Annotated in this window: 20 protein-coding genes; 14 read left to right on the top strand and 6 right to left on the bottom strand. The window is 49.5% G+C overall.

Annotation, left to right across the window (positions count from 1 at the left end):
* Positions 1-12: 12 nt before the first annotated feature.
* Complete coding sequence (locus tag F4X55_05630) at positions 13-642, bottom strand: hypothetical protein (protein ID MYC40475.1); 630 nt, start codon at positions 640-642, stop codon at positions 13-15.
* 277 nt (positions 643-919) lie between these two features.
* Here F4X55_05630 and carB point away from each other — a divergent pair, with 277 nt between their 5' ends.
* The 7 genes from carB to F4X55_05595 are packed head-to-tail and all read left to right on the top strand — an operon-like array spanning position 920 to position 8,361.
* A complete protein-coding gene (gene carB, locus F4X55_05625) occupies positions 920-4,108 on the top strand; it encodes a carbamoyl-phosphate synthase large subunit (GenBank protein MYC40474.1) in 3,189 nt (1,062 codons plus the stop codon).
* A gap of 42 nt (positions 4,109-4,150) precedes the next feature.
* Positions 4,151-4,627, top strand: coding sequence for a transcription elongation factor GreA (gene greA / locus F4X55_05620; protein MYC40473.1), 477 nt, complete (start codon positions 4,151-4,153; stop codon positions 4,625-4,627).
* Between the two features lie 9 nt (positions 4,628-4,636).
* Complete coding sequence (locus F4X55_05615) at positions 4,637-5,224, top strand: energy transducer TonB (GenBank protein MYC40472.1); 588 nt, start codon at positions 4,637-4,639, stop codon at positions 5,222-5,224.
* A gap of 29 nt (positions 5,225-5,253) precedes the next feature.
* Entirely contained in the window at positions 5,254-5,742 is a 489-nt protein-coding gene (gene lspA, locus F4X55_05610; protein MYC40471.1) for a signal peptidase II, read from the top strand.
* Complete coding sequence (locus F4X55_05605; protein MYC40470.1) at positions 5,743-6,375, top strand: riboflavin synthase; 633 nt, start codon at positions 5,743-5,745, stop codon at positions 6,373-6,375.
* Positions 6,376-6,382: 7 nt separating this feature from the next.
* Complete coding sequence (locus F4X55_05600; GenBank protein ID MYC40469.1) at positions 6,383-6,895, top strand: shikimate kinase; 513 nt, start codon at positions 6,383-6,385, stop codon at positions 6,893-6,895.
* Positions 6,892-8,361, top strand: a complete 1,470-nt coding sequence (locus tag F4X55_05595) for a DegQ family serine endoprotease (protein ID MYC40468.1) — start codon at positions 6,892-6,894, stop codon at positions 8,359-8,361. The genes F4X55_05600 and F4X55_05595 overlap by 4 nt, the downstream gene beginning before the upstream one ends.
* A 28-nt stretch (positions 8,362-8,389) precedes the next feature.
* On the opposite strand, the gene F4X55_05590 is transcribed toward F4X55_05595, so the two are convergent.
* Positions 8,390-8,824, bottom strand: a complete 435-nt coding sequence (locus F4X55_05590) for a thioesterase (protein MYC40467.1) — start codon at positions 8,822-8,824, stop codon at positions 8,390-8,392.
* A 131-nt stretch (positions 8,825-8,955) separates the two neighbouring features.
* On the opposite strand from F4X55_05590, the gene F4X55_05585 reads away from it, so the two are divergent.
* Complete coding sequence (locus F4X55_05585) at positions 8,956-9,177, top strand: DNA-binding protein (GenBank protein ID MYC40466.1); 222 nt, start codon at positions 8,956-8,958, stop codon at positions 9,175-9,177.
* A 54-nt stretch (positions 9,178-9,231) separates the two neighbouring features.
* On the opposite strand, the gene F4X55_05580 is transcribed toward F4X55_05585, so the two are convergent.
* Positions 9,232-10,494 carry a hypothetical protein gene (locus tag F4X55_05580; protein MYC40465.1) on the bottom strand — a complete coding sequence of 421 codons (1,263 nt, stop codon included), beginning with the start codon at positions 10,492-10,494 and terminating at the stop codon, positions 9,232-9,234.
* Positions 10,495-10,676: 182 nt separating this feature from the next.
* On the opposite strand from F4X55_05580, the gene F4X55_05575 reads away from it, so the two are divergent.
* The 3 genes from F4X55_05575 (at position 10,677) to efp (ending at position 13,633) form a co-directional block, all read left to right on the top strand.
* On the top strand, positions 10,677-11,015 hold the full coding sequence (locus tag F4X55_05575) for a GYD domain-containing protein (protein ID MYC40464.1): 339 nt from the start codon (positions 10,677-10,679) through the stop codon (positions 11,013-11,015).
* A 158-nt stretch (positions 11,016-11,173) separates the two neighbouring features.
* A complete protein-coding gene (mutL, locus tag F4X55_05570; GenBank protein MYC40463.1) occupies positions 11,174-12,973 on the top strand; it encodes a DNA mismatch repair endonuclease MutL in 1,800 nt (599 codons plus the stop codon).
* Positions 12,974-13,063: 90 nt separating this feature from the next.
* The gene (gene efp, locus F4X55_05565; protein MYC40462.1) at positions 13,064-13,633 is read left to right on the top strand and encodes an elongation factor P; all 570 of its coding nucleotides are present in this window, start codon (positions 13,064-13,066) and stop codon (positions 13,631-13,633) included.
* 28 nt (positions 13,634-13,661) lie between these two features.
* Here the strand turns inward: efp and F4X55_05560 are convergent, their stop codons facing one another.
* Positions 13,662-14,963, bottom strand: a complete 1,302-nt coding sequence (locus F4X55_05560) for a hypothetical protein (protein MYC40461.1) — start codon at positions 14,961-14,963, stop codon at positions 13,662-13,664.
* A gap of 46 nt (positions 14,964-15,009) precedes the next feature.
* On the bottom strand, positions 15,010-15,459 hold the full coding sequence (locus tag F4X55_05555) for a transcriptional repressor (protein ID MYC40460.1): 450 nt from the start codon (positions 15,457-15,459) through the stop codon (positions 15,010-15,012).
* A 77-nt stretch (positions 15,460-15,536) separates the two neighbouring features.
* Here F4X55_05555 and F4X55_05550 point away from each other — a divergent pair, with 77 nt between their 5' ends.
* The 3 genes from F4X55_05550 to F4X55_05540 are packed head-to-tail and all read left to right on the top strand — an operon-like array spanning position 15,537 to position 16,967.
* On the top strand, positions 15,537-16,148 hold the full coding sequence (locus F4X55_05550; GenBank protein ID MYC40459.1) for a bifunctional 4-hydroxy-2-oxoglutarate aldolase/2-dehydro-3-deoxy-phosphogluconate aldolase: 612 nt from the start codon (positions 15,537-15,539) through the stop codon (positions 16,146-16,148).
* Between the two features lie 2 nt (positions 16,149-16,150).
* The gene (locus F4X55_05545; GenBank protein ID MYC40458.1) at positions 16,151-16,519 is read left to right on the top strand and encodes a hypothetical protein; all 369 of its coding nucleotides are present in this window, start codon (positions 16,151-16,153) and stop codon (positions 16,517-16,519) included.
* Entirely contained in the window at positions 16,509-16,967 is a 459-nt protein-coding gene (locus F4X55_05540) for a hypothetical protein (GenBank protein MYC40457.1), read from the top strand. Before F4X55_05545 ends, F4X55_05540 begins: the two co-directional genes overlap by 11 nt.
* Positions 16,968-17,040: 73 nt before the next feature.
* Here the strand turns inward: F4X55_05540 and mqnC are convergent, their stop codons facing one another.
* Positions 17,041-18,120 (bottom strand): dehypoxanthine futalosine cyclase, encoded by a 1,080-nt coding sequence (gene mqnC, locus F4X55_05535; protein MYC40456.1) that lies wholly within the window; start codon positions 18,118-18,120, stop codon positions 17,041-17,043.
* Positions 18,121-18,124: the final 4 nt, after the last annotated feature.

Genomic DNA, 18,124 nt, shown 5'->3' with positions numbered 1-18,124 from the left:
TTATCATTCCATTCAATAACTGAACACGCCATCCTTCAAGAAACTTTTACAAGTATTAAGAGTCCCATCCTCATTCAGAAGATATTTACTCAAACCTTCATCCATGCCGGTTACGTCAGTAGGAGACATCCCACAAGCGTCCTTTCCCACCGTTCCCTCCGGTATCAGGACAACCGGACAAATCACAAGGGGATTACCGGGAGTACGAACTGCTTGTCCAACCCATAGACCGGTATAAATTTCTTCCTGACTGATATCGGTATCTATTCGAGTCATGACATAAGTGGATCCCGGTGTTGCAAAGTTTCCGTCTTGGTCTCGAAGCACGTATGCAGTGGTGAGCACGTTACCGAGATCAATTCCTATATGGCCGTAGGTTGCGTTTTCCACGGTTTCACCTGACCTTAGTATTCTGATATTGGGTTTTCCAATTTCCAATCCGGCAACAGGGTCTTCATCGAAATAGAAATCAAGATCAAGGCTTTCACAGACATCATTGCCGTTTGTGATAGTGGCAAAAAACGCCGTCATCTTTACCGGTTCTTTTGATACCGGTTCACTTGTAGCGTTAGAATCATCACCGCAGCCCACCATTGTCGTTCCCATCATAAAAATCAATACTGCTATGGCTATATTTCTCATGTAAAATCCTCTTTGGTTGGTATGTTTGTATTATACCCCGTTCGTATCCTACATGGTACAGAATACAAACATACCAATCTCTTTTTATTTATGTATGTAATTCCCATAAATTATACGCATCTTGATACATACAAAAGCGAAATGCTGAGGCATCCGCTATATGTCAGCGAGACCAATTAAAAATGGACTCTAAAACGGAAAGCAGCAATTTCTCCGTGTTGCCTGTCAGCGTGTTATTAAGTATATATTTGCAACCTGTTACAAGCTTTTCCGTTCCATGCCCAAGCGAACTGACATAAAAACCATAATGGTCATCGGCTCCGGTCCGATAGTGATAGGACAGGCCTGCGAGTTTGACTATTCGGGCACTCAGGCGTGCAAGGTGCTGAAGGAAGAAGGCTACAGGGTGGTTCTGGTAAACAGCAACCCGGCCACCATAATGACCGACCCGGACTTTGCCGACAGCACTTACGTGGAACCGCTGGTTCCCGAAATACTGGAAAAAATAATAGAGAAGGAAAAGCCCGACGCCCTTCTGCCCACAATAGGCGGACAGACGGCACTTAACCTCGCCGTTTCGCTTGCCGAGTCGGGCGTGCTCGAGCGCCACGGCGTGGAACTCATAGGTGCGAAAATTCCCGCGATAAAAAAAGCCGAGAACAGGGATCTTTTCAAAAAAGCGATAGCCGACATAGGTCTTGAGGTGCCGAAAAGCGGCATCGCGCATAACATGGAAGAGGCTTGGAACGTTGTGGATGAGATAGGGTTTCCGGTCATTATACGGCCTTCTTTTACCCTTGGAGGAACCGGCGGAAGCGTTGCCTACAACAAGGAGGAATTCCAAGAGTTTGCCAAGGCGGGAATCGAAAGTTCTCCGGCAAGCGAGATACTAATAGAGGAATCCATAGTGGGGTGGAAGGAATTTGAATACGAGGTAATGCGGGATCACATGGATAACGTCGTCATAATCTGCTCCATAGAGAATTTCGACGCCATGGGTGTTCACACGGGAGACAGCATAACGGTAGCTCCTGCGCAGACTCTTACCGACAAGGAATACCAGCATATGCGCGACGCGTCCATAGCGATAATAAGGGAAATCGGCGTTGAAACAGGCGGCTCAAACATCCAGTTCGCTGTTAATCCCAAAGACGGACGGATGATGGTAATAGAAATGAATCCGAGGGTTTCGCGAAGCTCCGCGCTTGCCTCAAAAGCCACCGGGTTTCCGATCGCCAAGATAGCCGCTAAGCTTGCGGTTGGCTATTCTCTCGATGAGATCTCAAACGATATAACGAAGTACACCCCCGCGTCTTTTGAGCCGACGATAGATTACGTTGTGGTGAAGATACCTAGGTTCGCGTTTGAGAAGTTTCCGCAGACGAGCCCGACTCTCACCACACAGATGAAATCAGTGGGGGAAGCCATGTCCATGGGAAGGACTTTCAAGGAATCCCTGCAGAAGGCGATGAGATCTCTTGAGATAGATTCCTACGGTTTCGAGAAGGTGTCTGATGACCCCGAAGAGGTAAGGGAAGAACTCAGGGTTCCATCCCCTCGTCGACTCTGGTACATAGCCGACGCGTTTCGTCTGGGCATGCACTTGGAGGAAATCTACTCGATTTCTCATGTGGACCCCTGGTTTCTTCGGAATATAAAGCAGATTGTCGATTTCGAATCTGATATTGCGAAGGATGGGCTTAACCGCGAGACCATACTACAGGCCAAGCGCCACGGTTTTTCCGACATTGAGGTCGCGAAGATTCTTTCCATGGAAGAAGGGGAAGTGAGGGATTTCCGCCTGCGCGAGGGAATTGAGCCTGCTTTTAAGATGGTTGATACTTGCGCCGCCGAGTTTGAGGCCTACACGCCTTATCTCTACTCGACTTTCGAGAGCGAAAGCGAAGCGTTTCCCACGGACAGAAAAAAAGTTGTGATACTCGGCGGGGGACCGAACCGCATAGGTCAGGGCATAGAGTTTGACTACTGCTGCGTGCACGCGTCTTTTGCGCTTCGGGAAGAAGGGTACGAGGCCGTTATGGTTAACTGCAATCCCGAGACCGTGAGCACGGATTACGACACCTCGGACAGGCTTTATTTTGAACCGCTTACGCTTGAAGACACCTTGGCTCTGATAAGAAGGGAAGATCCTTGGGGAGTTATAGTTCATTTAGGAGGCCAGACTCCTCTTCGCCTTGCACTCGCGCTTGAGGAGGAGGGGGTGAAGATAATAGGAACTTCCCCCGAGAGCATAGATCTTGCCGAGGACAGAGACAGGTTCAGAAAGCTCGTTTCTGACCTTGATCTGCTTCAGCCCCAGAGCGATACCGCGAGAAGCGAGGGGGAAGCCATTGGCATAGCCCGCGAAATAGGATATCCGGTCATGGTCCGCCCGTCTTACGTTCTGGGTGGTCGTGCCATGGAGATAGTTTACGACGAAGAGTCTCTTCGGACTTACATACAGGAAGCCGCGAGCGTTTCGCCGAACCACCCGATATTGATAGACAAGTTTCTAAAGGACGCAAAGGAAGTCGACGTGGATGCAGTTTGCGACAGTAAAACCGTTGTTGTGGGCGGAGTGCTTGAGCACATTGAGGAAGCAGGGGTTCATTCCGGGGACAGCGCGGCGATTCTGCCCCCGTTTTCGATGGAACCTGAGATTGTCGAGGAAATAAAATCCCAGACGAAAAAACTTGCTCTTTCTCTGGATGTAAAAGGGCTTGTTAACATCCAGTTTGCCGTAAAGGACGGAAAGGTTTACATAATCGAGGTAAACCCCAGAGCGAGCCGCACCGTTCCTTTCGTGAGTAAGGCCATAGGGGTTCAGTTAGCTAAAATAGGGACCAAAGTGATGACTGGAAAATCTCTTGAGGAACTCGGCTACACGGAGGAAATCGTCCCGGAGCACTACTGCGTGAAGGAATCGGTCTTTCCCTTCGTCAAGTTCCCGGAAGTCGACACGATTCTGGGTCCGGAGATGAAATCCACCGGCGAGGTCATGGGGATTGCTCCCGACCTTGACCAGGCGTTTGCCAAGTCCCAGATCGCGGCCGGCAACAGCCTTCCATCGGGAGGGGTGGCTTTCATAAGCGTAAAGGACGAGGACAAGTCAGCCAAGATGGTTGATATAGCCCAAAGGCTCAGCGATACCGGTTTTGATATAATGGCTACCGGGGGCACGTCGGAATTTCTTAATAAAAATGGTATATTTTCCCGGACAGTAAAAAAGGTAAAGCAGGGCCGTCCCCACATAGTCGATCACCTTAAAAACGGTGAGGTCCAGTTGGTTATAAACACCACTTTCGGGAAAAAGGAGATCGCGCAATCTTATTCAATAAGAAGGACCGCGCTTGTAAACAACGTTCCTTACTTCACGACTCTTGCCGGCGCAGTTGCCGGAGTCGGTGCGATTGAGGCTCTTGTGAGAAGCGGCCTCGAGGTAAAGGCTTTGCAAAGCTACTATTAGCAAGGATACGGGGACGATGATTGGGACGCAGAGGATATATTGATGAGTGGCCAAAGAGTTTTAATTACTCCCGATGGATGGAAAAAGCTTCGGGACGAGCTTCACAGGCTAAAGACCGTCGAAAGACAGGAAGTTATCAAGCTCATAGAGTACGCGAGATCTCTAGGGGATCTTTCTGAAAACGCCGAGTACGAGACCGCCAAGCAGAAACAGTCATTCATAGAGGGCAGGATACTGGAAATAGAAGGCCGCCTTGGCCGAGCGGAGGTGATCGACCCCGAGAAAATCACCGCGCGGGACAGGGTTGTCTTCGGTCTTACGGTTACGGTTGAGGATGTCGATTCCGGTGATATAAGAAAATATAAGCTCGTGGGAGAGGATGAATCCGAACCTGAAAATGGCTTCATATCCGTTACCTCTCCGGTCGGCAGCGCGCTTATCGGTAAGAGGGTTGATGACGAGATACAGGTCAGGGTTCCCGGAGGAATTAAGGAATTTCTGGTTCTTAGTATAGAATAGTGTTTTGGTATGGGCGGGCCGGTTGACAATCTTAGGAAATTCATACTGTTTTCAATTGCCTTCCATGTTCTTATCTCTTTTGCTTGGGGGAAGATTGTCGTGCAGAGAAGCGTTCCTGTATACGGCGATCACATAGAGGTTTCCCTCAGGCGTTTTGAATTCAAAAAACCCGCACCCGCGGAAAAAGTCGTAAAGAAAAAGAAGGTTGTCGAGAAGAAAAAGGAAGAAACCGTAAAGAAAGTGGAAAAGCGGGATGATTCCCTGGCGCTCAAAAAGGAAGAAAAATCCGCTCCGGCCGAGGAACCTGATGAGACTTACGCGAGCGCGAGGCCCTCTTACGGTTTTACTCCCAGACCCGGCTATCCCGCGGTTGCAATAAGGCGCGGTTACGAGGGAAGCGTGTTGCTTAACGCACATGTGCTTCCAAACGGCGAGGTTGATGAAGTGACCATCTTCAGATCCTCCGGTCACAAGGTTCTTGATAATGCTGCTTTGAAGGCTGTAAAAAGATGGAAATTCGTCCCGGCCCAGAGGGGCTTCAAGGCGGTATCAAGCTGGGTTAAGGTTCCGATAGAGTTTCGACTGGAGGGAGGCTGAGCGGTCAGCCGGGCTTCTTTGTCTTTTTCATGAGAAATTATCTGGGCGTGTTCGTTATATCTTTTTTGATCGTGGCGCTTGACCAGCTGACTAAGTGGCTCGTCAAGGCGCACGTGCCGCTTCTCTCGAGGATAAACGTGTTTTCCTGGTTTGATATAACGCATCTGCGAAACCCCGGAATCGCGTTTGGCATGCTAAGGAACATGTCCGAGGATATAAGATTCTACTTTTACATTGCCGTTTTCGTTCTGGTGCTGATCGTGATTTTTTTCTTTCTTCGCAGGCTGGAGGAGGAACAGAGGCTCTTTCGGTATGCTCTGGCTTTTGTGCTTGGAGGAGCGATTGGAAACTCAATAGACAGGTTTGCCTACGGATACGTGACCGATTTTATCGCGGTCTACTGGCCGGGAAATCCTGATCTGCTCTGGCCACCGTTTAACGTGGCTGATTCCGCGATCACGGTCGGAGCGATTTCGATTCTGATTTCCGGGGTTGTGGGACGGAACAAGGAGAGGTAGATGTTTAGCGGGATAGTTGAAGATATTGGAGTGCTCCAGGCGCTTGAGGAAAAAGACAAGGGAGTTGTTTTAAGAGTCGGGGTTCGGAAAATTGATGCTGGGGAACTTGTTCTGGGGGAGAGCGTGGCTGTAAACGGCGTATGCCTTACGGTGGTTTCAGTGGAGGACGGGAGTTTTTCTGTTGACGCTTCCCACGAAACCCTCTCAAGAACTAATCTCTCCGGCCTTCGGGCGGGAAGCGGAGTAAATCTTGAGAGATCTCTTCGGGTCGGAGACAGGATGGGTGGACATATCGTCACAGGTCATGTGGATGGGGTAGGGGCCGTTCAGTCTACTGCCCCGGTCGGGGAATCCCGGGTTTTTTCTTTCTCGATCCCCGCTGCGCTTGCAAAATATGTGGTTGAAAAAGGATCGGTTGCCGTTGACGGCGTGAGTCTCACCGTTAATTCGGTAAGGGGTGTGGAGTTCTCGGTAAACATAATTCCTTACACGCTTCGGGAAACGACGTTTTCTGAGTTTCGCCGGGGCAGGGAAGTTAACATAGAGTGCGACATAATAGGCAAGTACGTTGAGAAAATGCTCTCCGGCACAGATACCCCTGCCAAGGGTTCTTCTGTCGGAAGAAAACTGTAGCAGTGACTTGAGCGAGAAACGACACATTTTCCTTGCGGGGTTCATGGGAGCGGGCAAAACCAGCGTTGGCCGGGAGCTTTCCCGGAAGCTGCATGTGGATTTCTATGATCTTGACAGTGAAGTGGAAAGGGCCCGTGGGCTTTCGGTAACCGAGATCTTCGCGACGGACGGGGAGGATGGCTTCAGGGAGAAGGAAACCGAAATACTTGAGGTTCTCTCGCAGAAAGCGTCCCCGACTGTGATCTCGACTGGAGGAGGAGTGGTCCTACGGGAAAAGAACCGGGACATAATGAGTGCCTCGGGCGAGGTCTTCTATCTCAAGGCGGATATTGATACCCTCTGGAACAGGGTAAGGCGCAAGAAGGGAAGGCCCCTTCTTGATGTCAAGGATCCTCGTGCTGAGTTCCAGAAGCTTTTCATGAAAAGAAAAGATATTTACGAACGCCTGCCGCATATTGTTTTTACGGATGATATGAGTATTTCCGAAGTTGCTGATAAAATAGTTGGAATGCTGAAATGAATCTGGAGGCTTTAACTATGAAAAAAACTGTTTTCTTGTTTTTTGCTGCCTGTTTTCTGCTTGTTGGTTCTCTTTCATGCGCAAAAGTAGAGGAAGATGATAAGACCTCTGAACTGCTGTCGGGCGAAAGCGCCCCTGAGCTTCTTTCTTCTTCAGGTTCTACGGAGACTTTTCCCTCTCTCTCTGGTCTTGTCGAGAAGCAAAAACATTCGGTTGTGAACATAAGCACCACAAGTGTCGTAAAACGAGGACCCATGTTCCCTGATTTCGGCGAGGGAGATGTTTTCGAGGAGTTTTTCAAGAGATTTTTTCCGAACGACCGAGAGCGGGAGTTCAGGAAAAAGGGGCTGGGCTCCGGGTTCATAGTCAGCAAAAACGGTTTCATAGTAACCAACAACCACGTGATTAGCAGGGCAGAAGATATACAAGTCGTTCTTTACGACGGGTCAAGATATACGGCCGAGATTGTCGGACAGGACATAAAGACAGATCTCGCGGTGCTGAAGATAAAACCTGAAAAAAAACTTAAGCCCGTTGTTTTCGGAGATTCCGGAAAACTGAGGATCGGCGACTGGGTCATGGCCATCGGAAACCCCTTCGGTCTTGGCTACACTGTCACGGTCGGAATAGTAAGCGCGAAGGGAAGATCTCTGGGTCTCGGTGCCTACGATGACTTCATTCAGACCGACGCATCGCTTAACCCAGGGAACAGCGGAGGTCCGCTTTTTAATCTGGGAGGAGAGGTGGTCGGGGTTAACACTGCGATAGCTGCTAGGGGGCAGGGAATAGGTTTTTCCATCCCCGCTAACATGGCCAAGGGAGTCATATCCCAGCTAATGGAGAAAGGCAAGGTGGTAAGAGGATGGCTTGGGGTCATCATCCAGCCCATAACGCAGGAGATTGCGGAGAGCATGGGCCATGAAAGTACGGACGGGGCTCTTATATCCGATATAAGCCCGGGAAGCCCCGCGGAAAAGGCGGGTCTTAAAAGGGGAGACGTGGTAGTGGAGTTTGACGGAAATCCTATAAAGGAGTTTACGTCTTTGTCCAAACTCGTGGCAATGAAGGCTCCCGGCACTTCTTCTAAACTCACGGTTCTCCGCGACGGGAAGCGTAAGGACATCTCCGTTGTTCTTGGTGAGATGCCGGATGATAAGACTGCCGCCGAATCCCGGCAGGACGAGGATATTGAATTAAGCGACATTACCCCGGATATCGCCTCACGGTTCGGCATTGAAGATGAAACCGGAGTTCTGGTTACCAACGTAAGCCGTGGCAGTTCTGCTTGGGAAGCGGGATTTCGTCCTGGGGACGTGATACTCGAGGTTGACAAAAGCCCCGTGGCGAACCTAGGGGACTACAACAAGGTCATTAGCCGCTTGGAACCCGGGAAAAAGTATCTTTTTCTGGTAAAAAAACGCAAAAACACCATTTACATCGGCTACGCCGTCAAAAAGAAACAGTAGCGGCGGACATGTGAGATTGCGATGATTATTACTCTGTTTCGGGGATGATTTTTCTTCGGAATTCTTCCGGCATCCGCACGGTCTTTCTCTCTTTGTAGTCAAAGAACACGAGCGAGGTTTTCACCCTCGCAACCTCTTTACCGCTTTTTTCGTTCACAAGCACATAGACAAGTTCGCAAAAATGGTTGCCGTATTCACCGATGCCTATGCTTATTTCTAGTACGTCTCCGTAAAATGCTTCTGAACTGTAGGTAATCCCCACGTCTCCCATTATGATTCCCACCCCCTCTATGTCGTCTTCGGTGTAACCATGGGTTGTGAGGAACCTCACGCGAGCCTCATGCGTCAGAGTGAGCACGGAATCGTGTCCGAGATGGGAACCGTAGTTTATGTCGTCTATTCTTATCGGGATTTGCGTTGAGAAGACGAATCTGCTGGGGATATCTATTTTTATTCTGGACATTTTTGGAGTTTTCCCCCTGAATATATCAGCATTTGCGCGGCTAGGAAAGAATTGTTTGCTTTTTGCTTTTAAGGGGTTATAGTCATGCTCCAATAATTGTTCCAACAAATTTTTCTAGGAGGCAGAATTAGATGGAAGAAAGGACAGAAAAGGAGCATGTTAGTAACCACGTCGATATTGAATCCAAGAGGTTTTTCTTTGACGTTAAGGAGAACCACAAGGGTCAGTACCTGAGGATTACGGAACTAAGCGGCGGCAGATCCAGCATAGTGGTTCCTTTTGAAGGAATAGAGCAGTTCAGGGACAAGCTGGTCGAAACGATAAAAGAATCCCTTGAGTTAGTGGGGAACTAGAGAGTTCCCAAGCGCTTTAATCCCTCCCCCATTCAGTACTCAGGCGTAAGTTTCTTACATTACCACTTTTGCTTTTACCACTCTGAGCTTTATATAATTCGGGTCGGGAAGTTTACTTATAAACCCGACCTGAACATTTTTCAGTCGCATCACCTGTCCCGGAGCGAGGACTTTCTTCACCTTGAAGCGGTTTGATCCGAAAGGTGCATTAGAGGATGTAAAAAACTCTATTTCAAACTCTATTTTCTCGTAAGTGATGTCGCTTATGTTTTCGATGACGAGTTTGCTTAGCGTCGCGGTTGATCCGGGGATTCCGCTTCCCCATTTAAATTCCCTTATGACTATATCGTGTTTAGGGAAAGGTTCACTGAGTTGTTCCTGATAGGGCTGGGTGTTTCTCTCCATAGCTGTCTCGGCTGAAGGGGGAGGGCTCTCCGCTCCGCCTTCATAGCCGCTTTCAGCTTTATCCGGAGATGATATCTTTTGTTGGGACTCAGCTTTTTTCTCTCCGTCTTTTTTCCGAAGTATGCTCACGGAGCTGATTTTTTCCTTTATCTTCTCGCCGATGCTTCCCCCGCCCCCAAGGATGTAGTTGAGTTCCTTTGTTGTTACAGGCACGGCTCCTGAGATGGCGATTGATCTCTCAAGAGCGTTCGGACTCGAGAAGCCCACGTTTATTCCCGTAAAAGTTCTTTCCGCTCCGGCTGGGAGAACGTCATGTATTACCACCGAGGACAGGTGAGTGCTCCCCGGCCTGTCTCCACCATCTTTTTCCGTTAAAAGTATCTTTATATTTTTGAAGTGGATTTTTCCGGTGTTCTCAAGGGTGATTTCCGTTATGAAGCCTTCAGTTCCGAAGCTTGCGCCTTCAAACTCCCAGTTTTTTATAAAAATCACGTTCTCGGCACTTGTGGACGAAGAGCTTCCCGATACTTCTGCTCCCACTACCATCGCTTCAGACTCTTCAAGATCCGAGTTCATAAGCCCCAGATCCAGGTCGGAGAAGGTTTTTTCACTTTCGGCGGGCAATTCCTCGGGTATTGTCCCTTGAAGCGATCCCAGAAGCTTGCCTGTTCTCGTAAACAGATCGACCCTGATTTTGATGTTCTTGTAGCTGTTTTTGCCCGAGTTTGCGACGGTTACTTCCCCAAGCGTCGCCATGCGTCCCACTCCGTAGGATTTCCACGAGTAGTCTTTTACGCTGAGTTCTTCCCGCGGATTTGCCTGTGCGTAAGCCACCTCCGCCCGCGGAGAAAGTAAAAGCGGAAAAAGCAGAACAGCAAGAGTGATTGTCGCAACGTGGAGTATGCTTTTCATCAGGTCTGAAAGAATGCTTATAATAATATAACGGAGAGTTTTTGTTATGGAAGTTCCGGGGAGGGGCTTTTTTTCTTGAGATATCTTGCAAAAAGGTTATAAATCTAGAACAGCTAACCGGCAACCGAAGGTTATTTCAGCACACGATTCGCCGCAACTCATAGAAACAGCAGGTTTTTTCAATGGCAATTTATATATTACTCAGCAGGCTTACCCCAGAGGGCAGAAAAACCGTGAAGGAGCGACCCGGGAGAATAAAGGAAGTTGACAAGGAGCTTGAGGATATAGGCGTGAGGGTTATCGAGCAGTACGCGACTCTGGGCAGGTACGATTTTGTGAACATAGTGGAGGCGCCCGATAACGAGACCATAGGAAAAGTCTCGGTGGATCTCTGCTCCAGGGGGACGGTCGAACTGATAACCCTTCCGGCGGTCTCAGTCGAATCTTTGGTGGAGTCGCTTAACAGAGCTAGGACGGAAAAAATGCCTCCCGCGCCGTCTGAGGAAGGTAAAGATGTTTAAGAAATATTTCGGCGTGGTAGAAGAACAGTCGCAGGACGTTTTCGGGACGCATGCGAAAAAAACCCTCTCAGTTTTTTCATTTTTCTCGGTTGCCGCAGTCATTTTGCCCCTTGTTATACTTATTCTGTTTATTGTGTTGAAGCTCTTCTGAAGTATTAATGGCAAAGATAAGAACGCTCCCTGATGTCCTTGTCTCCAAGATAGCAGCCGGAGAAATAGTCGAGAGACCGGCTTCTGTAGTAAAAGAACTTGTTGAAAACTCAATTGATGCCGGGGCGACCAGGATATCCATACATCTTCAAGCCGGAGGCAAGAGACTTATAAGGGTAGTAGATAACGGCCACGGGATGTCCCGGGATGACGCCCTTATGAGCATTGAACGCCACGCCACGAGCAAAATAAGGGATATTGACGATCTCTTCTCTATAGGAACTCTCGGTTTTCGCGGCGAGGCGCTTCCGAGCATAGCCAGCGTTTCAAGGTTCAGGATGATAACGGGTGCTGAGGGGTCTAAATCTGGCACCGAAATCTACATCGAAGGCGGGGTCATGAGGAAGGTGAAGGAGTCGGCCTCTCCCGTAGGTTCTTCAGTTGAGGTTAAAAACCTGTTTTTCAATACGCCGCCGCGCCTTAAATTTCTTAAAAAGCCGGAAACCGAACTTGGCAGGGTTCTTGAGGCTATCCAGCGCGAATCCCTGTCAAGGCCTGGAGTGTCTTTTGAGATTTTTTCGGACGGGAAGAATATCCATCGCTACGGCGCAAGCGAATCGCTCGCACAGCGCGTAGCGCAGATAATTCCGGGCACATCGCTTTACGAAATAGAATTTGAAGACGAGGTGCTTGCGCTGCACGGCTTTCTGGGAAGTCCTCTGGACCCCCGCTCCTCGATGCGCAGGCTGTTTACTTACGTGAACGCAAGACCCGTAAGGGACCGTTTTATAAACAGGATCATAATGGATTGCTACGGAAGGATGCTCGAAAAGGGAAAGTATCCCCAGGGAGTGATCTTCATTGAAAGGGATCCCGCTCTTGTGGACGTGAATGTACACCCGACTAAAAGTGAGGTGATGTTTGAGAACCAGTACGAAGTTGGCCAGAGTATCCGCCGTGCGATAAGCGGTATGCTTGCCGATGCCCCGTGGATGAAAGGACACGGGGAAAGAACCCGAAAGGCCCTTGAAGATTATTACAAGGGGCAGAAGGACTCGGGATCCTCCGAGAGGAGGAATTACGCCGCCGCATCTTCGGCCAAGAGGACTTCCACTCAAGTTGCCTACGAGTCCGAATTGGGGTCTTCCAGCTCCCACCACGGCGCTTCCGCTGTATTTGAGAAATCCCCCCCGCTTGCGAAAGAGGACATGTTCTCCGACGGCTTTTACTCAAGCCTCAGGTTTTTGGGACAGGTCGGGAAACTGTATCTAGTATGTGAGAATTCCGACGGGATCATCCTTGTTGATCAGCACGCGGCCCATGAGCGGGTTAACTTCGAGAGAATAAAGAGATCTTACCTTGAAGAGACTTCTTCCTGTTCCCAGAAACTTCTCATTCCCGAAGTCATCGAACTTACGGTTCGGGAGATAAGTGTGGCCCAACGGTTCGCGGATGAGATGGGGAAGCTCGGTTTTGATTTTGAGATTTTCGGAGAAACCGCGGTAAGGGTGAAATCCGTTCCGGGATTCCTGAGAGACTCTGATTACTCCCGGGTTTTCAGTGATCTGTTTGATGAGCTTGACGGTTTCGGCGATCCCAGGAGTCTGAGGGAACATCTTGACACCGTGTGCGCTACGATGGCGTGCCACAGTTCAATAACTGCAAACCGTATGCTTTCCCAAGAGGAGGCGATGGCTCTTTTTGCGGATATGGACGCTTCTGAAAATCCTCACGCCTGTCCTCACGGCCGGCCGGTTGCGGCCCGGATATCGTACAATATGCTCGAGAAGATGTTTAAAAGAACCTGATTCGGACGGGTTAATACGTTATGATCGTAAGCGAGGATTTTCGAGAAAAGATTACTTTTTGCAAACTCATAAAGGAGAGGTAAATCCGAAATGGCTGTTGTTGACACGAGTCGCTTTCACAAGGGCATGAAGATCGAGACCGAGGGGGCCATCTGGGAGATAGTCGAGTACAAGCATTCGAAAATGGCGCAGAGAAGCCCGATAGTTACCGCGAGGCTTAAAAATATCGCCACGGGGGCCGTGCGGGAAATGAAATTCCGTGCGGGAGACACATTTAACGTTCCCGACATCCAGAGAAGGACTATGCAGTATCTCTACAGGGACGATACGATGTTTTACTTCATGGATTCCGAGACTTTTGACCAGTTTCCTTTCAGTGCGGACATAATAGGTGATACGGTGAAATTTCTTAAGGAGCAGCAGGAAGTCACGGTGCAGATGCATGAAGGAGAGCTCATAGGCGTGGAACTTCCAACCGCCGTTGTCTTCGAGGTTACTCACACCGAACCTGGAGTTAAGGGGGATACGGTCTCAAGCACTACCAAACCTGCGACCATAGAAACCGGAGCGGTGGTGGCCGTCCCTCTTTTCATTAATATCGGGGATATGATAAAGGTCGATACCAGGAACGGAAACTATCTCGAAAGGGCGAAATCCTGAGCGGAGACCGCCGAATTGTCGACCAGGCTTATTTTCCGAAAGGATTCTCCATCTCCGGATGCCAGAGTCTGAAGTGTTCCCTGTGCAGGTCGTGGTATGAATCTTTCTCGAAATACTTGTCGTAGAATTCAAGATCGAGATGGTGGGCTTGGAACACCAGCCGCACGAACATAGGGTCTAGAAAAGCCGGGAATCTGCCGTAGTTCTCGTACACGTAGGTGCAGAAATCCTTTACTATCTGTATCCTGATTTCAGAAGGGTGGTATTCATCCTGCAGAATAGACGCGGGATCTCTGTAGGGAAACGGATTGTCCTCCTTCCAGAACCCCCCTCTTACTTTGAGAAACCTGTCGACCGCTTCGCCCATGTCCGCCACGTAGGGAGGGCAGAGGGATTCGAAAACTCCGTCTCTTCCGACGGGATAAGGTGGGTTTGTGCTCCTGATGCTTTCCTCCGGCTGGACGAACCGGAATCCAAGTCCCTTGTGGGAAGGGTCGACCCCGAGTGCGTAATGGGGAAGCAGCCCCGTAAAAGTCCAGCCCCCGAGACCCAGGGCCTGCAGCGCGAGATTCATGTTCTGGCTTATGAATGCCTGCTCCACGTTAAGCGTTGTCAGCACCCTTAGTTCCAAATCAAACAGTGAAAGCCTGACGTCGTTTCTTATGTAGCCTTTCTCTATCCACTTATCAAGACCGCACGACCTTCCCCCGTTTAGCTCGTCGATGATGTTAAAGCCGTATTTGGCTCCGAAGTATATGAACAGAAGCACCATATACTCAACGGTGGTGTTTGTTACCGGGATGAAGAAGGTCGTTCCCGGCTTGTTGGTATTCCAGGCGTTAAAGTCAAAAAGGCCGGGTTCTCCTTTCGGAAGGTCTGCTCTTTGGTTCTCAAGGGTAATTCTGCTTGCCCTGAAAAGCTCAAGTATTTTTTCAAGCTGTTTTTCCCTGTCAAGTGACATGAAGATGGAGGTGTCGGGGGGCATTAGGTCAAAAAGCCGTACCATGTAGACTCCTTCGTCGTTTGTGTAGAAAAGCTCGGTCGAGTGGGAGTTACAGGAGCACGGCCAGCTTCTTCCCGTCCACTGGAAAAGCCACGATATGCCGGTTCTTGGAAGATCCCCAAGGGAAAGACCCGTGGTTCCCGTGCCCGCCCAGATCAGGAATGCCTCTTCGAGTTCGGAAAGAGGAACGGGATCGTGAGCGGAACTGTAAGCGAGGTTTCCTTCGGGAATTTCCATGCCGAGGCCGAAGCGACGCGACCTTCTTGAGAATATGGAGTCCAGAAGACTGAAGTTTATGGCTTTTTCAAAGCCCTGGGGGATTTTCATTTTTCCGCTCTTTTAGGCGGCCTCGCGAGAAACGGCTGGGTTCCGGTCAGTTGTTGAGGGTTTTGCATTCCTCGCAGATTCCGCTGAAAAGCACCGAGTATCCGAGAATTTTGTAATTGTCTATTTGCGGGTCGAGTTTCGAATAAGCTATGGAATCGTCGTAGAGGTCTTCTATTTTTTTACATTTAACGCATACGACGTGGTGGTGAGGTTCCATGTTGGCGTCGTACCTTGCGGCGTGATACAGAGTGTTCACTACGGATATGAGTCCCATCTTCTCAAATGTTTCAAGCGTTCTGTACACGGTGGTAAGGGATATGTTCGGGTAGTAGTCCTTTATGTTCTTGTAGATCATTTCGGTACTCGGGTGCTGCATGCTCCCCGCAAGTTCCCTGTATATCGCTATTCTCTGGGGAGTTACCTTAAGCCCCAGTTCTTTGCTTCTTTTTATGAATTGCGATATCTTGTTTTCGGTCCTGAGTTCCGGATTCTTCATGCTCCGTTCCTTGAAGAAAATTAAAACAATCCAATCTCAATGTACCTTAAAAGTGTTCAAGTCTCAAACCGCGCGTCATGGAGAGAACTGTGATTGAGTTTATGAAAAAAAACAGGGTCGTAGCCGTTATAAGGTCCACGAGTTACGAAAAATCTCTTGAATTTGCAAGGGCATGCGTTGACGGCGGAATAAGAATCATAGAAATCATATCTATCTCTCCCGGTTCGGAGAGACTTCTTGGGGAACTTGCCTCAGAGGACGGAATATGCGTCGGGGCAGGTACGGTTCTTGATCGCGGCTCTGCCGAGCGGATGTCCGGCTGCGGGGCCCGTTTCATAGTCTCTCCGCACACGGATCCCGAGATAATCGAGTATTGCCGCAAAAACGGCATCACGGTTATCTCAGGCGCCTTTACATCCTCGGAGATGGTTAACGCCCGCAGCATCGGAGCGGACTTTGTAAAGGTGTTCCCCGCTTCGAGCTTCGGTCCGGGTTACATAAAGGCCATAAAGGAGCCTCTCGGATTCATGGATATCATGGTCACCGGGGGAATTACCACAGACAACATCGGGGATTACCTTGCGTCGGGAGCCGCGCTTGCAGGAGTCTCCACCGCGCTTCTGAGCGGGGGAGACGACTATCGGTCCATAAGACAAAGGGCAGAAGAATTCTCCGAGTTTTGTGCGTGAAAATGGATACAAAACTGGAGGCAAGGGAGTTTTACCTGGATTCTATAGATGAGGTCTTCGCTGAGATTTTCTTTCTTTTCGGCGGTTGCTTTGATGTCCGGATGGAAATTGCTTCCGAAACTTCGCTTGTAAGCGCTTTTTTCTCACGCGTCAACCAGAAGATCGATCGAGAGAGGGCTGTTGATTTCGAGCTTTGTGCCCTTGAGTGTTCGGGCATAGCCTCGGCGGATCTTGGAGAGTATCTCGGGGTTCCTGTGCATACAAGCAGTGCGCTTGAGTTTTTCGACTATGTCTTCTCCCAAAGATCGGAGGTTGTCTGCGGCGTGGATTTTGCGGGAAACAGTTGGATAATAGCCGTTAATGACCAATGATGGCGGTTGTTTCCGGCCGTTTTTAGATGTGGTTTTTTTTCCGGTTCGCTTTTTTGCTGGTGCGCTGAAAACCTGTTATTTTAGCAAAATGAGATTTTCGCTGTTATTGCTGATTTTAGTGACCGCGTTTTCGTTGCCTGTTTATGCACAGAGCGGGACGGGCTACGATTGGTATTCGGGAAACAGCTACTATTGGAATACGGATTCTAGGGGTAAGACAACCGTTCACGGCTTTGATACGAAAACGGGTTCGTACTGGAATGCGACTATCGAACCGGATGGGGATATGAGGGGTTACGACAGCAATTATAACCCCTGGAGTTACGATAGCCGGACGGGATATTACTACAATTTTGGTACTGGCGAGAACTGTATCGGAAAAGGATATGTCCGGACATGTTATTGGGGAGGCGTGCTGAATGGTCCCGGGGGCAGGGGAAATCAATGAGCGGGCTGCTCACTTTGGGAGTGGAGAAGCAGGGTGAAGCCTGAGGTCACCGATACAGAGGTGGGGCTTGCCTCTAGAACCGCTCCAGAATTTCGTAATAGGTATTTCTCTGCGCGGGGATAAACCCGGCGCTTTTTATCATGTGAACCAGTTCATCCACGGTTGAGCGAATCTTGTTCTCGGCGCATCCCAAGACGTTTTCATCGTAAAGAGTCCCGCCGAGATCACTTGCGCCGTAGTGCATGGACATTGAGCCCATTTTCTTTCCTTGGGTAAACCACGAGCCTTGGACGTGCTTGAAGTTATCGAGAAATATCCTGCACACCGATAGAACCCTCAGGTATCTTTCCCCGCCGACCTCGTCCTTTATTCTTTTCTCGAGCAAGGTGTTTTTCGGTTTAAACGTCCACGGGATAAACGCTAGGAAATTCCCCGTCTCATCTTGAAGCTCTCTTATCCTCGAGAGATGTTCTATTATGTCCTCATCCTGCTCGAGATGACCGAACATCATAGTCGCGGTTGTCTTAAAGCCCGTCAGGTGAGCTTCCCTGGTGATCTTCATCCACTCGTCGGCGTCTATCTTGAGAGGACTTATTGCTCTTCTTGCCCTGTTGGAGAGTACCTCAGCTCCTCCTCCCGGTATTGTTCTTAGACCCGCGTCCCAAAGGCTTTGCAGCACATACTTGGTGTCAAGGTCTTCATACTTGGCAATGGCGGCTATCTCAGGGGCGGAGAAGGCGTGGAGATGAAGGTCTGGTATTTCCTTCCTGGCCCTTTTTACGATTTCGATGTAGTAGTCGAGTTTGAGTTCCGGGTTATGGCCTCCCTGCAGAAGGACGGTAGTGGCGCCGTTGTGGTACGAGGTGCGCATTATTTCAATTACCTTGTCGACGCTCAGGGTGTAAGCATCATAGGCGCCCGGAGGTCTCCAGAAGGCGCAGAAAAGACACTCCGTGTCGCAGACGTTCGTGTAGTTGGGGTTTGTATCCGCAACGAAGGTCACTATGTTTTCCGGATTAAATCTCTTCCTTACTATATCAGCCAGGGAACCTAGCTGGAGCAGGTCAGCCTTTCCGAGAAGCAGGGCGGCTTCGTCGGTCGATATACGCTTACCTTCAAAGACCTTCGCGTAGATATTTTCAAGCGAACTCATAGAG

It is taken from the genome of Candidatus Dadabacteria bacterium (genome assembly GCA_009840385.1).
Lineage (GTDB): Bacteria > Desulfobacterota_D > UBA1144 > Nemesobacterales > Nemesobacteraceae > Nemesobacter > Nemesobacter australis.
This window is presented reverse-complemented; position numbering and strand designations above follow the sequence as displayed.